The organism is Paenibacillus sp. 01T443 (assembly GCF_056398325.1).
On sequence record NZ_JBFTPE010000038.1, the window covers coordinates 1 to 13,065 of the forward strand.

Annotated in this window: 16 protein-coding genes; 4 read left to right on the plus strand and 12 right to left on the minus strand. The window is 39.9% G+C overall.

The features are described 5' to 3' along the window. Positions 1-83 precede the first annotated feature (83 nt). Positions 84-734, minus strand: a complete 651-nt coding sequence (locus AC1DLI_RS32585; RefSeq protein WP_477609584.1) for a DUF4304 domain-containing protein — start codon at positions 732-734, stop codon at positions 84-86. Positions 735-1,352: 618 nt separating this feature from the next. Next, positions 1,353-2,162 (minus strand): hypothetical protein, encoded by an 810-nt coding sequence (locus AC1DLI_RS32590; RefSeq protein ID WP_477609586.1) that lies wholly within the window; start codon positions 2,160-2,162, stop codon positions 1,353-1,355. Positions 2,163-2,483: 321 nt separating this feature from the next. Here AC1DLI_RS32590 and AC1DLI_RS32595 point away from each other — a divergent pair, with 321 nt between their 5' ends. After that, positions 2,484-3,335 carry a copper amine oxidase N-terminal domain-containing protein gene (locus tag AC1DLI_RS32595; protein ID WP_477609588.1) on the plus strand — a complete coding sequence of 284 codons (852 nt, stop codon included), beginning with the start codon at positions 2,484-2,486 and terminating at the stop codon, positions 3,333-3,335. Between the two features lie 446 nt (positions 3,336-3,781). Here the strand turns inward: AC1DLI_RS32595 and AC1DLI_RS32600 are convergent, their stop codons facing one another. After that, positions 3,782-4,600 carry a hypothetical protein gene (locus AC1DLI_RS32600; protein WP_477609590.1) on the minus strand — a complete coding sequence of 273 codons (819 nt, stop codon included), beginning with the start codon at positions 4,598-4,600 and terminating at the stop codon, positions 3,782-3,784. Continuing rightward, positions 4,584-5,108: an RNA polymerase sigma factor gene (locus AC1DLI_RS32605; protein WP_477609591.1), complete on the minus strand. Its 525-nt coding sequence runs from the start codon at positions 5,106-5,108 to the stop codon at positions 4,584-4,586. Before AC1DLI_RS32605 ends, AC1DLI_RS32600 begins: the two co-directional genes overlap by 17 nt. Positions 5,109-5,470: 362 nt before the next feature. Here AC1DLI_RS32605 and AC1DLI_RS32610 point away from each other — a divergent pair, with 362 nt between their 5' ends. Together AC1DLI_RS32610 and AC1DLI_RS32615 are read left to right on the plus strand one after the other, a co-directional pair. Next, the gene (locus AC1DLI_RS32610) at positions 5,471-5,614 is read left to right on the plus strand and encodes a hypothetical protein (RefSeq protein ID WP_477609593.1); all 144 of its coding nucleotides are present in this window, start codon (positions 5,471-5,473) and stop codon (positions 5,612-5,614) included. A gap of 145 nt (positions 5,615-5,759) precedes the next feature. Beyond that, on the plus strand, positions 5,760-6,290 hold the full coding sequence (locus AC1DLI_RS32615) for a hypothetical protein (RefSeq protein ID WP_477609595.1): 531 nt from the start codon (positions 5,760-5,762) through the stop codon (positions 6,288-6,290). Between the two features lie 380 nt (positions 6,291-6,670). Here the strand turns inward: AC1DLI_RS32615 and AC1DLI_RS32620 are convergent, their stop codons facing one another. The 8 genes from AC1DLI_RS32620 to AC1DLI_RS32655 all read right to left on the minus strand — a co-directional run bounded on the left by AC1DLI_RS32620 (position 6,671) and on the right by AC1DLI_RS32655 (position 11,763). Further along, positions 6,671-7,180, minus strand: a complete 510-nt coding sequence (locus AC1DLI_RS32620) for an SMI1/KNR4 family protein (protein ID WP_477609666.1) — start codon at positions 7,178-7,180, stop codon at positions 6,671-6,673. A gap of 45 nt (positions 7,181-7,225) precedes the next feature. Next, positions 7,226-7,546 (minus strand): hypothetical protein, encoded by a 321-nt coding sequence (locus AC1DLI_RS32625; RefSeq protein WP_477609597.1) that lies wholly within the window; start codon positions 7,544-7,546, stop codon positions 7,226-7,228. A gap of 267 nt (positions 7,547-7,813) precedes the next feature. Next, positions 7,814-8,353, minus strand: a complete 540-nt coding sequence (locus tag AC1DLI_RS32630; RefSeq protein WP_477609599.1) for a hypothetical protein — start codon at positions 8,351-8,353, stop codon at positions 7,814-7,816. 372 nt (positions 8,354-8,725) lie between these two features. Next, a complete protein-coding gene (locus tag AC1DLI_RS32635) occupies positions 8,726-9,283 on the minus strand; it encodes a DEAD/DEAH box helicase family protein (RefSeq protein WP_477609601.1) in 558 nt (185 codons plus the stop codon). Between the two features lie 144 nt (positions 9,284-9,427). Further along, positions 9,428-10,045: a hypothetical protein gene (locus AC1DLI_RS32640; RefSeq protein WP_477609603.1), complete on the minus strand. Its 618-nt coding sequence runs from the start codon at positions 10,043-10,045 to the stop codon at positions 9,428-9,430. A 141-nt stretch (positions 10,046-10,186) separates the two neighbouring features. Further along, positions 10,187-10,486, minus strand: coding sequence for a hypothetical protein (locus tag AC1DLI_RS32645; RefSeq protein ID WP_477609605.1), 300 nt, complete (start codon positions 10,484-10,486; stop codon positions 10,187-10,189). A 630-nt stretch (positions 10,487-11,116) separates the two neighbouring features. Next, positions 11,117-11,650, minus strand: a complete 534-nt coding sequence (locus tag AC1DLI_RS32650; RefSeq protein ID WP_477609607.1) for a Nif3-like dinuclear metal center hexameric protein — start codon at positions 11,648-11,650, stop codon at positions 11,117-11,119. Continuing rightward, on the minus strand, positions 11,647-11,763 hold the full coding sequence (locus AC1DLI_RS32655; protein WP_477609668.1) for a hypothetical protein: 117 nt from the start codon (positions 11,761-11,763) through the stop codon (positions 11,647-11,649). The genes AC1DLI_RS32650 and AC1DLI_RS32655 overlap by 4 nt, the downstream gene beginning before the upstream one ends. Positions 11,764-12,610: 847 nt before the next feature. Here AC1DLI_RS32655 and AC1DLI_RS32660 point away from each other — a divergent pair. Further along, complete coding sequence (locus AC1DLI_RS32660) at positions 12,611-12,904, plus strand: Dabb family protein (protein ID WP_477609609.1); 294 nt, start codon at positions 12,611-12,613, stop codon at positions 12,902-12,904. The last annotated feature ends 161 nt before the right edge of the window (positions 12,905-13,065 follow it).

The following is a 13,065-nucleotide window of genomic DNA, read 5'->3' on the forward strand; positions in this document are numbered from 1 at the left end:
CTCATCATGTGTGTTATTCAACTATCGTTACCCGTTAGTTTAATGAATACACTTTTCCAAAAGCCATGATTTTAGATAAAGTTTCACTCGCTTACACTCATAATTTCGAGAAAATCTTCGGTCATTCCAGAAGCATTTCCGATGTTGATTAGTCCCCAACTTGCAAAATCCTTGGCCTTTCTATGATTACCTAGAAATTCATACGTTCTTGAAACTAATAATGCCGTTCTTAAGTCAAGTGGCGCTCCAAGATTCTCTAATTTCTTGGAGCCAACCTTGATCTCATCCAGTGAGATGGAGGTAATTGGTTCGGGAAAATCTTTGAATTGAGAAAAATAACACATACCTTTATTCGTAAAAAGCTTTTTCATTTCATTATTAGTAGTTATCGCATCTTCCTCGGTCTCACCATATCTAAACCATCTTTCACGTTCCACAGTAAGAAATCTCTGCAACCAATTAGCTTTTTTGTTTAAGCGTTCTCTGAACTCACAATCGTAGGTCGTAATCTTCAGTGGTGGCTTAAACTCACCAATTGAATTAGGTAGAAAATCTAGATGAACTCCCATCTCCATAACACAAGAGCCGCCATATTTATCTGCTTGAATCACAAGAGTGTATATGAAATGATTATTTGCTTTTACAAAATGATGGTCAGTACCTTTAAAGCCAAGCTCATGTAGTTTTGGAGCAAAGTGCTCCTTGATTAGCCTTCTAAAATCTTTTGTGTTCATCTATTCATATCCTTTGTCTGATTTGTAACTCAGGTAATTTTCATGCTTGAGGTATTCGCGAAGTGAATAAAACTATACTGCCCGTAAGTTGAGAAGACGGCGGCCACTTCACTGGCTGCCGTCTCTCTTATTTATTAGGGTATCGTTTCCCGTTTAGCTTATTAAACTGTACAAGTACATGAACAACGCTTTAACCATCAAGATAATTATTACAGCAAACCACCCAAAAAAGAAAAGCCCAATACAAACGCTAAAAAATTGTTTACCGAAACTATGATTTGTATTGGAAACCCTTTGAGTGATTAACAAACTTATGAATAGTAAAAAAAATAAAGACCAAAGAAAGCTATTTAATATAATAATTGTTCCGCCATATACAATCGAACCTGAAATTAAATAAAGCACAAGTTCTTTCTTGTTCAATTTTTTCCTCTCCACTTCTTTTACCTACTACTTTATATTTAATATGTAAATAGAACCTTGAAACAACAAGTAAATCACTCCATTAATCTGCCCTTTAGCTTAATGAAAACAAGGAGCAGCTGCCGACGGCAAACTGCTCCTTGTTTCGTTCAACTATCGTTACCCGTTAGTTCAGTCAACTTGGTTAGAGTTGCACTAGTTAGTAGGTTCTTTGCATAGTTTTATTTTGATTTTTTTTGCTTTATGTGCTACCTCATCAATACCAACTTTCTTGCGGAATTTCCATTGGATATCCCTATTCGAAGGGTTGTCGTATTCCCAGATATTTTCGTACAGAACAATACTGATTGATCCATCGTTTAATTCTAAGTTTCTATAACCATCTGAAAATGCAAGTAATTTATCTTTTGGGATAAATGAGAAATAATTATGTCCAAACCACATTCTCCATGAAGATCCGAACCAAATCCCTTCGTTCGTAAAGTGATTATGTCCTGGGAAAGATTCGATATCGATCATTTCTTTATCTTTGCGAATGAAATGTGGCTTAAATGTTACTTGCTCTAAGGGTTTATTAGCTTTTACAAACGCTTCAATATCCGTTTGGTTTTGCCAATTCTGATCTTCACAAGAAACCGCATAGCCGACTATCCCGTCGTACAACTGAAAAAAATCAGTAAATTTGTTTGCAATTTCATTAATTGAAGTTTTTTCATAGACAGACTTGCTAAACATACAAAGGATCGAAGGAAGTTGACTAACGCCTTTTGTTAAGGTAAAGGAACTCGTATCATCTTTTAAATCTAATTGAAAATAAACGTACTCATCTGAAAATAACTTCTCTAGTTCTCTATAAAGTTGGTTTAACTTGAACTTACGTTCAGTTAGTTTCGTCCTCATCTTATTAGGGCTAAATAATACTATTTCATCGATCCATTTTTTAATGTTCTGAAGTGTAACGATCTCCTCTGGAATGACTATCTTCACAAATAATCGATCTTCCAATTAAACTGCCCCTCCCATGGAAAAGTGACTGCTTTCAAAAGTCAACTTTACTTATCAGTAAAGGAAATATTCGTTATGAACATTGAACTATCCTGCCCGTTAGCTCAACAAGACTGCCGTTTCATACCGGCAGTCTCGTCCTAATGTTTATTGAGCGTAGGAAAATCTAATTCAATGATTTACTCTTTGCAGGACAGCCGGTAGGACTCCGTTCTTCTCTCCTTCCATAAGCTGATYAGTGCAACTTAATATTGGAAATTACGTTTATATATAAGCAAAGGTGGGCTAAGACAAAGATTCAATTCTTAACAGGAGGTTACTATGATTAAAAAACTGACTTTTACGCTGTTTGCAACTGCCATGCTGATTCTCCCGGCTCTACCGACTCCAGGTTTTGCGGCCAATCAAGTAGCGACTGTTGCCGATGGCAAATTACTTAACAATCGGGTACTGATTCCGGTACGCGCTGTTTCTGAAAATTTAGGGACGCCTGTGGAGTGGCATCAGTATGAAAAAACAGTAGTAATCAACAAAAGGGACTCTGAAATAATACTCATTCCCACAAACTTTAAACGAGCAGTAATTCTAACTCCATCCCTTGATCCGTCTATTGGTAAAGATATAAAATACATTGATTATGATGCGCCAGCCCAGATTATCCAAGACACAACCTATGTTCCGCTGCGGTTTGTCAGCGAAATGTTGGGTGCGTCTCTGACGTGGAACCAGCAGTCCAAAGAAGCAACGATCACATTGGATGGCAAGCAAACTGTGGTGAAAATAGAGCATCCATCCTTTGAACCCACACATAAGCTCTCGAATGCGCGACTTAAACTACTGTCGGAAAAATTGAACGAAGCCACTGATGTTTCTACGGCTAACAATATTAAAACTGCTTTTAAGCCTTATTTTACGAACACTCTTATCAATTCAATAGTGAAAAATAAAGGGCTGCAAAATAAATATCAAAAGCAAGAAGCTCCAATAACATCTGTTTACTATACGAGCAAGACAACTGCAAGTTTAACGCAATCACTTATCTTTGGAAATGGTTTGACTGCAGAAGATCATTATGTCTCGGATCGAACTTCATATTTTGTATATACGGGGGGAGTATGGAAAGTTGATAGTGTAAAGTTCGCATTCAGAACGATTATCGGTTTGGGTTTATAATGCTTACCCAGAGGATTTAAATGTTTATATATACTGTCTTTTAAGCCAGTAACTAAGTTAGAAAAAAAAGTATACCGCTCCAGTTTATCATTTTTTGTTACTCAACTAATCTGCCCGTTAGCTTAATGACGCATCGTCAGTCTAATACTTTATTTTCTATAACACGACTTACTCATGACTATTACGGCAGCACGTTTGTTTTTTAGAATGTCTGACATGGTGCATCATTTCCCCGTCGGGAATGGGACAATGTTCTTGACTTGACACACTTGGAGATCCGCTCTCCCATCCCACGATCTGCAGGCTGGCGGATTCCGTTACCGAGAGCTGTTTTTCATTATGCCTGAATATTGATTTATTTAGATCAAAGGAGCTGCGAACGCAGCTCCTTTCCTTTTCCTTGCAATCAAAAACACCAGGAGCCTCTTTGAAACGGAAGGCGACCCTTATTCGTCCGCCAGCACCTCGAACTGCTCCAGCGTATGGTAAAACCTTGCCCCGTGCCCTTCCGCGGCTTCGAGGAAGTAACGTCCCGACAGGACGAAGCTGCCTTGCTTCTTGTTGCTGACCACGTAGACGTTCGTCACCTTGCTGAGCCGGTCACTGCCGTCGATGGCGTGGACGAGATAGCCGTCGACCGGCGCCGTGACGCGTTCGACCGCGTCGACGCGAGCGTACTCGCCTTTGAGCTGCCCTGCGATCTGCTTTGCCAGCTCCTCGGGTAGAATATCCGTCTTTTGCTCAATGGTCAGCGACACTTCCGGATACAGCTCCGACAGCGGATCGATCGTCGTGATGATGTCCTTGCCGTCTCCTTCAACCAGCATATATCGATCCTTGTCATAATAGATGGCGTAGTCGCTCGTATCGTCGACATGGACTTGGCCGTTCGTCTCTTCCTTCTGTCCTTCCACTTCGATCTCGATCTTCTTCTCCGGCTCGAACCAGTTCTTTACGCTGCTCATCATCGCCGTGCCCGCCGGCAGCGACAAGAATACCGTTGCGGCAACGGCCGCGGCCGCTACGGCAGTCCATATTTTCAAGGCTCTCATCCCCTTTTGCTTGTTCTTGTTATTCTTGCTGCGTTGCGGCAGCGGCTCTTTTTGCGGCAACGGCCTTTCTGCAGGAATGCTCTGCATTTTGCCCGTGATCGCGTCCTCCTCTTCCCGATCCAGATGGGTCTCCAGCCGACCCCAGATCTCTTCCATCCAATCGTCGGGATAATTCGATTGCTTCATCAGTTCATCCTTAAGCTTCCGATCCATGCGGATCCCCTCCCAAGCGGTCTCTCATCTTCTCGCGCGCCTTGAAGAGACGCGACTTCAGCGTATTGACGTTCAGCTCCAGCATGTCCGCAATCTCTCTCTCTGAATAATCGTGCACGTATTTCAGCAGGAGCGGTATTCGGTACATGTCGTTCAGCGATTGAATGGCTTCGTAGACGTCTACCCCGGCATCCGGCAGATTCGGCTCCACGGCGATCCGGTCCAGCTGCTCCCCAAACGGAACCACCTTCTTCTCCCGCTCCATGACCCTATAGCACTCTCTTAACAAAATGCAATAAAACCACGGCTTAAACGGCTTCGAAGCATCGTATTGCCAGCAATTGCGGTATACGCGAAGGAACGTCTCCTGCACCGCGTCCTTCGCCCACTCGCTGTTTTTCGACACGAGCATCGCCGTTCGCATCGCGTAGTCGAAGTACTCGTCGTACAGCGTCCGGAACGCGCCCCGGTCTCCTTGCACGATCCGGCTAATGATCTCCTTCTCCACCTCGTTCACCTCTTTCAAGCTGTTATATATAATTATTACCCGGCATGCCCGTGGAAAGTTTGCTTCGGGTAAAAAATAAGAAAAACGCCTTTCGGCATCCTTTGGGTTCATACTGCTGCTTTTGCGTATACGAAGCACCTGAGCGTAAGGAAGTTTCCTTTACGTTCAGTTGCCGTTTATCTCCTCTATATGTGAGGAATGTATGGGCATTATGACCAGAGTATTACAATGTGTTCACGGATATGAATACAGAACGGGCCGGTCAACCGTGCAGGGAACACAATCAGTAATCGACTCTCGCTGACTGACAAATTCTTTCCTTTACTTTATCTACTTACATCAGTCGGGAATGGGATAAGTTCATGACATCCGACACCCATTTTGAGAAAATGGTTGACCACTATACAACAAGACCGGTTGCTGCCGTGTTGCATTCAACTATCGTTACCCGTTATTTGAATGACTTGTGTACGGTTCAATTTATTATTGCAAAGGCGAATTATTAGAACTCTAATTTGGGTGCCCTGCGTTTGTTCCCGTCATTTCTACCATAGGCATCACTTCTTATTTATCTACCCGACAGATATCCCTTACGGATTCTTGATGTGGACATATACTTAAGAAAACCCGATGGGGAGGATGTATGTGGTTATGAAATCAGACCGACTCACGATTATTATAGAAAAAGGTAATAAACGCATGATCGCAAGAACGCCGATCACTGGAATTGACAAGCTGGTGTTCGTCGTAAACCATCAATTTACCAACGCCCCCAACACGACGCAAATTGCAAGCGGTGCAGGCCGCAGCAGCGGTGCCGGCAACAACGCCGCTATTAAATCCCCGAATACGCAGCAGCAACAGAGCGTCGGGGCAGGAGGAACAGCCAAGAACAAGTGGTTGAAGGGTGCCAATGGCGGACTTTATCATGGCAATACCCGGTCCGGAACGCGTCGTTGCGGCAAAGAAATTGTCATTGTCCTTAATGATCAGATCGTCAAGCTTCCCAGAAATGCCGCTAACGCCTCGGCTACCCAGGTCGCAAGCGGAGGCGGAAGATACAGTACGAGCGGGACTAACTCCGCAATTGAAAGTGCAGGAACCAAACAGCAGCATGCTGTCGGTGGAGGCGGAACTGCTTTGAATAAATGGATTAGCAAGTACAGGAAGAAATCGAGGTAGTGAATAGCCGACAAGTTTGTGAAAGGCCATTCTTTGTAGGATGGCCTTACTCACTCCACTTAATAGGTTTAGTGATTAAGGATATTTAGGACTAATCGTTGCGTTAACCTACCCGTTTGCTTAATAAAATGAGCAGGCTACTGTAGCGCCTGCTCATCCAAAGATTTTGGTTTCTCAATTAGGGTATGTAGAACATTAAGCGCTTTTTCTTCCTGAACATTTAATAAATATGATGCACTCCTAAGTCTGACAGAATCATGATCATGTTGTAAAAATTTAACTAGATATTGAAGATTGTCCTTGCCTGCCCGTTAACGTAATGAAGCAGTCGATCATTGTGGTCGGCTGCATCTGTGTTTTTATTGAACTATCGTTCCCCGTTAGTTCAATGATTCATTTTCAGTATCATCATCGTAGGCGTCACCTAGTGATTTAAAATCCTCATTAAGCCAGTACCACCTTTCTCCACTATTTTGGACCAATCGTTCTAATAGCTCAGTAAAAGAATTTGCTATTACTGGACAATCTCCCACAACCCCATGTCTGTCCCAAAAGCTGTCGTAGCATTTCCCCAAACGGTCTTGATGTAAATCTATAGAAATATAATCACCATTCCCATCATGACCAACAATGTACCAATGTGATGATATGTCTTCCTCAGCTGGTTCTCCTATGATGACTGGATTTGATAAGGTGAACTCCTCTGGTGGAACTATTATGCAAGAATAGTCTTCACTTTCAAAAAGTAGTACTCCTCCGCAAAGCTCATAAAAACGGCTAACATCAGGAGGAAGTTTATGCTTATCAATTCGTGGCAGTCCATTTGGTGGACTTACTTTACAATTAGGTAAAGACTCAATATGTATTAATATTTCATAGATGTCTTTCAGGCTATATCGTTCCTCTCATAAATCTTAATTGCACTATAGTACCCGTTAGCTCAACGATTCAGCGTATCTTTTTAATGCTTCCTTCTGAATAGCTAGCTGGTCAAGAAGGGTATTTATCAATTCATTGTTTTTAGGATCGTCCATATTTCTGTGATTAATTTTTGCATGGTATTGTCTCATAATTTTTAGGATATTGTACTTAATTTCTTCTTCTAATGGACCAAAGTGAGTGTCTGAAAATTCATGCATAAAAGCTCTTTCATCGTTAGTATAGAGGCTTTTATTTTGGACGACCTCTTCAATAATCGCAATTGCTGAACTGCATGTTTTGATGAATCGTTCGGGTGAACGATCAATATTCTCCATGTCTCTGCTCTCCTTATTAAGCTACCAAAATCAGTACCACAAACATGAGGAAGATGTACTTCATCAAGAACAATTGTCCTTTAAATGATCCCCTCACATTATTTTACATATTTCAGACGTATTCGGATAGTTCGGAATTACAACTTTAATTAACGTAATCTGCCCGTTAGCTTAACGCCCCGCAGTACATCTGTACAAAATCTTTTATTTTGTGAAGATGTAAAAAAGGAGCTGCCGTAGCAGCTCCCTCTTCGTTTTTATTTTCCGCTACCAGGGAATGGCAGGCGCTCCTTCTGTAATTTCAATATTTAAGTTATCTGCACCAAATTTATCTTTTAAAGCTTGAACTTGCTCATCATTAAGAGGTGCCTTTACATCAATTACTTCAGTTTGATGATTGTAACCTGCACTAGACGCAATATTCATTGCACCTATAAAATTAACAATTTCCTCTTGTTTCGCTGTAAACTCTTTAGGATTGTGCTTGGCTTTCTTAAATTTCACCTTCTCACCAAGTTTTTCCTGAAGTTCCTTCTTAATATTATTAGTCTTGCTATTCTCCTTATCAATTAAGAATACAACTTGGTTTCGATCGAAATACAATGTCGCATCTTCGTTGAATTTTTCTATTCTTGGATATTCTTTTGATATAGCACCTTCGACGATGGGTAAGACTTCACTTTGGAAAGCAGTATCCTTCCCAATTTCTATTTGCACTTCATCCAATACAGGAATTTCCGAAGTCTCACTAAAACCAACCATCACCAGTAATGACAATACAATGAGTACAGTAATGACTCTTTGCACTAATGACACGCCCTTGTTTTGTTTTTAATATTTTATTTTAAACTTGTCCTATGTAGAACAATATTGCGTCATACTGCCCATTAGCTTCACGCCCATCAGCTACATCTGTACAAAAACCTATATTTTGTGAGCATGCTGCCACGGAGATGCCAAAACGCATTAAACAAGCAGAAAAGCCCCATATACCATTTCCCCTTTGTGGTCGAAGTTTAACTACCACAAAAAAGAAAATGGCTTATAGGGCCTTTTTTATGCATCTGGAGAGGTTTTCTTATGGATACAGTCACAAATGTAGCAGTTTTGCATGCATGTCTTATTAAGCTATTGTTCTCCGTTAGTGCAATGACTTGTTTGTAAAATGTCAGGGATATTCTACAAATTAAACTTTTCTTTAATACTTTTAGCAACTTCTTCTTGAGTCAAATTGGTGTTGTTGATTTTAATATAGTTTTTTCTCTCGATTTCTCCCTCAAATGAATTTAACCTATGGTTTTCTGTTGCAATTCTCATTCTATGTTCGGATTGTTCGATATTTCTTTTTGAAGGTTTATGTTCCAATCTACGGGGGGTCCTGTTACGCTCAATTCTTTCATCAAAATCAGCCTCGAGTTCTACAAAATATACTTCTCCGCCATTTCCCTCAAAAATTCCGCAAACCTTCTCTACGTATTCCCAGTCTTCTTTCGAATCAAATGACCATACGAAAGTGAATATCATTCCGTACGAATCACTCTTTGAGAAAGCTTCAAAAATTTTCTGACGAAACAGATTGGATAATTCCCACATTTCATGACTAAATCCTAAAAACGGACAAAGTAATTCAATAGTCATGTGATTATGAAAAAGTTTCAACTCAGTTATTTTCTCTAATTCATGACCAACTGTCATTTTCCCAACTGCCTGAGGTCCGAATATTAATAGCAATTTCATCCTTTGTTCACTCCAATTCAGTTTTGGATAGTATTCTATCGTTAGACCAAACAATCCTGCCCGTTAGCTTAACAAAGAAAGGAGCAGCTGCCGCAGCAAACTACTCCATGTTTGTTCAACTATCGTTACCCGTTAGCGTAGTCTCTAAAAAACAAATTCTTTCTCGTTGTTTTCCTTATCAAGATATCTTACCCTACAGGAATCTTTCCAATTATCCCAATTTGTGATGCTGTCAACTTCCGCACGGAATAACTCTTTATATGGTACATTCAACGGATTAGAAAAATCATAAAAAACAAGTTCATAAGGGTATGCCCAATAGCATCCATCAACCACCATTAGTTTTTTTTGTTGAAAATTCATTATTTCTGCCCAGCAAAATCCACGACCTTCATAAGCATCTTCGGGAACATAATGTTTGGTTTCTTTATTTGATAAATTAACAATTGAATATCCCTGATAGTCGAGCCCACACAATAGATATTCTGTGCCGTTTACCTCAACCCAACTGAATAGGAATGGGTCGAAATTTCTATATATTATGTCGATGGTTTTAGAGTCACAATCCGTAATAATCCCTTTTGTGTAATTATATCTGTTAATTCCTTCTTCATGATTATAGTGATGGATTTCAAGTTTGAACTTCCCCGTTGGTGAATCAATAATTTCAGTCTCCTCAGAGTCGTAAAACTTATCTTGAAAATAGTACATCATCTCAGCTCTTTCATTAAGAAACTGAGAATCCTCAACAATATTTCTCAAAGTCATTCACCTCACATTAGTATTACAAATTGCACCATATTATTGGGCTGGCTATTACGTTAACCTGCCCGTTAGCTTAACAAAGAAAGGGAGCAGCTGCCGCAGCAAACTACTCCATGTTTGTTCAACTATCGTTACCCGTTAGTTCAATAAGCTAAGAAATGCAGGGAGTAATATTAACAAAATAGAGCCTGAAAGTAGTAGTTGGGTTGCTCCTCTTGGAAGTTTTTCTCTTCCCTTTCCTTTGTACCATCCGCTGAATTGCATTTTATTTCTATATAAAACGAAAATCAGAATGTAAATACCAAGCATTGCAAACCAGCCATGTTTATCAATGTTTATACCGATTTCTGAGTATATTTTTCTAATTAAATATCCCAGAAATCCCCCAAGAAGTGCGACTATTATAATAATACGAAGCAATTCAAGTATAACCCTCAACGTATCTCCTCCTTATGCTCCAGCCACCTTAATCCTTTACGTTCTAAAAACTTGAAAAGTTGCTCTAATCTGCCGTTAGCTTAACGCCCAGCTGTACATCTCTACCAAATACCCTATTTTGTAAAGATGCAAAAAGGAGCTGCAGCGGCATCTCTTTCATCGTTTGTATAGAGTCCTTGATTGTAAACGAAAAGCCCCCGTTTCGCGGGAGCTCCCTTACTACATTTTCTCTTGGTTTTACATCTTAACTTGCCAATCCAGCACATCATTTATTTACTTAATTTAGCATGATATCAAGATATACATACCCACTTCTAATGCTTCTTTTCTTTCATAACTAATCCTGCAATAAATACAATGATGCATGTAATAGGTAGACTTATGTGAACTATTATGCCTATATTGCTACTATATATAATTAATAATAGTGTAAAAATGCTCGACATCATCAGCTTATTTGGTACCAATGTTACCACTACTTTCTCGAAAATTGATAATTATACTTTCCTTCTTCAAAAACTATCCATTTTCTGCCTGCTCATCATGTATGTTATTCAAATATCGTGTCCCGTTAGTTCAATGGAAAAACTGAGAAACGATAAATTTTGTTGATTGAGGTATGAAGTAAAATCATTCAAAATGCTCTTCTATTAATTCGACGATCTCTAAATAACTATACTTTTCTTTAAACTTTTCAGACAGCGTTCTCACTCCAAAGATCTCTGTATATGTATGACTTCCTACAATTAAGTTCATACCAATGAACTGTGCATATTGTACAGTATATAAGGTCTTCTCACCTGTTATATATAAATCACACCCTGAATTATGGGCATCACGAATGTTTTTTGTTGAATTTCCTGCCCCTGTAATAATTCCTACTCTTTTTATGAGTTTTTCTGAGTTTCTCCAAAACTTTATGTCCTCATTTAATACAGTTTTTACTCTTTCACATAACTCATCAAAACTAATGATAGTTTTGAATTCTCCAATACCTGGCAGGCTTCTGCCCTCATGGTGAAAGGATTGATGGATGAGTTCATTTATTCCAAGAGCTTTAAATAATGAATTACACGTACCAAATCCAGCATAGTCAAGAGGTAAGTGTACAAAGAAATGACTGATTCCATATTCCTTGAGAAGAGAATGACACTCCTCTTTCATTCCAACACGAAATCCCATGCGTCGTGATGAGTAATTATTAGATCAACTTCCTTTTCAGAAGCTTGTTTGATGAGTTCAGGAGTGATATTTGTTGAGTAACCTATTCGATTAATTTTTTTTGGACCAAAGTCGTAGGCTGCCGTTCTGTGCCGGCAGCCTCGTCCTCGTGATTGTTAAGCTATAGTTATCCGTTAGCGGAATGGCGGAATGACATAATTACCTTTTKCGTAAATGGTGGTCTGAAAAATTAGGGCATTGGAGTAAAAAGATTGCTTGCTATGTTATTTACCCATTCATAAGTGAAAACACCCGTAAGTATCAAGGCTAAAATACTTGCAGTAATCTTATTGATTTTTGGAATTATTCCAATAAGTTYATACATAACGAAAAAACATAAAGTCGTTCCTGTCAGAAATAAGAGGACCGGCACCCACATAAAAGAATTCCTCCTTTTCTAGTCTAACGCTACTTCAACAAACGTCTCCGTTAGCGTCACGTCTTTTGTTTAAGATGATGCTCGTAAATAGGAATATTAAAAACGAAGATATGAAAGCAATGCTTAAGTCTAACCAAAGAAATTCAGTCAACATGTAATGGGATCTAGGAAAGTATTGAATGATGTTAGACAGAGGATTCGTTTCGATATCCAAGGCTATTTTTTTGGTCTCATTGTTGTTATATAGTACATCAATGAGTAACATAAAGAACGCAGGCAACAACGAAAGCAATAATGCACGAGAAACTATTGTCTTTATGACTATCATCCTCCACTTGAAAACCTTTTAACCTTTAGACGCAACATCCGATGAAGAGTTACGCTAAACTGCCCCTTACTTCAATACCTAGCCGATTTATGAAGCAACAATGTGTTGAGTAGTGTCACGACGAACTGGAAAAGCTTGCCCGTTTCATGCTATAGTGCTTAAAGTTATAGATGTTGAGGAAAGAGGGGATCTTTACATGATCGATCGCATTATTCTCGTGAAATTCGGTGAGCAAACAACCMACGCACAGCTGCAGGAAATTGTGGAGCGATTTAAGGCGCTGAAGCAGCACTTGTCTGGTGTCGTTGAAGTGAACGCAGGAAATAATTTCTCGGACAACAACAAAGGCTACCAGCTCGTGCTTCGCGTCCGATTCGAAGACAAGACAGCGCTAGAGGCTTATGGCCCGAATCCGCATCACCAAGCGGTAGCAGCGCTCATCCGTGAGTATGGCCGGGAAGATAGCATCGCGGCCAATATCGAAGTGTAACAAAAAAACAGCGATGCCCTTTGTGAGGCGTTCGCTGTTTTATTTGATTTCAAGTTAGGTTTTATTCGCGCAAGCTACGTCGGCGCAAGCCTCGACCGGATGGTTGCGAATCATTAACATGAGCGGAGTGTTACTCAACAATGTTACCCGTTAGTTCAACA

Coding starts and splice junctions, on each gene's coding strand:
- AC1DLI_RS32615 (WP_477609595.1), top strand. CDS start 5,760: ATGAAATCAGACCGACTCACGATTATTATAGAAAAAGGTAATAAACGC.
- AC1DLI_RS32600 (WP_477609590.1), bottom strand. CDS start 4,600: ATGGATCGGAAGCTTAAGGATGAACTGATGAAGCAATCGAATTATCCC.
- AC1DLI_RS32635 (WP_477609601.1), bottom strand. CDS start 9,283: ATGAAATTGCTATTAATATTCGGACCTCAGGCAGTTGGGAAAATGACA.
- AC1DLI_RS32610 (WP_477609593.1), top strand. CDS start 5,471: ATGACATCCGACACCCATTTTGAGAAAATGGTTGACCACTATACAACA.
- AC1DLI_RS32595 (WP_477609588.1), top strand. CDS start 2,484: ATGATTAAAAAACTGACTTTTACGCTGTTTGCAACTGCCATGCTGATT.
- AC1DLI_RS32585 (WP_477609584.1), bottom strand. CDS start 734: ATGAACACAAAAGATTTTAGAAGGCTAATCAAGGAGCACTTTGCTCCA.
- AC1DLI_RS32650 (WP_477609607.1), bottom strand. CDS start 11,650: ATGAAAGAGGAGTGTCATTCTCTTCTCAAGGAATATGGAATCAGTCAT.
- AC1DLI_RS32625 (WP_477609597.1), bottom strand. CDS start 7,546: ATGGAGAATATTGATCGTTCACCCGAACGATTCATCAAAACATGCAGT.